We start from the raw sequence: 266 nt of genomic DNA, 5'->3' as shown, positions 1-266 counted from the left end.
GGCGTACGGGTGCGGAACACGTGTGCAACCTACCTTTATCAGGGGGATAGCCTTTCGAAAGGAAGATTAATACCCCATAATATATTGACTGGCATCAGTTGATATTGAAAACTCCGGTGGATAGAGATGGGCACGCGCAAGATTAGATAGTTGGTAGGGTAACGGCCTACCAAGTCAATGATCTTTAGGGGGCCTGAGAGGGTGATCCCCCACACTGGTACTGAGACACGGACCAGACTCCTACGGGAGGCAGCAGTGAGGAATAT

The 266-nt window shown here is 50.4% G+C and carries 1 rRNA gene; it reads left to right on the top strand.

Features of this window, described 5'->3' with window-relative positions:
- Nucleotides 1-266, top strand: a 16S ribosomal RNA gene (locus AB671_RS21875); the annotation flags it as partial.

Source organism: Chryseobacterium sp. BGARF1 (genome assembly GCF_001677955.1).
Lineage (GTDB): Bacteria > Bacteroidota > Bacteroidia > Flavobacteriales > Weeksellaceae > Chryseobacterium.
This window is presented reverse-complemented; position numbering and strand designations above follow the sequence as displayed.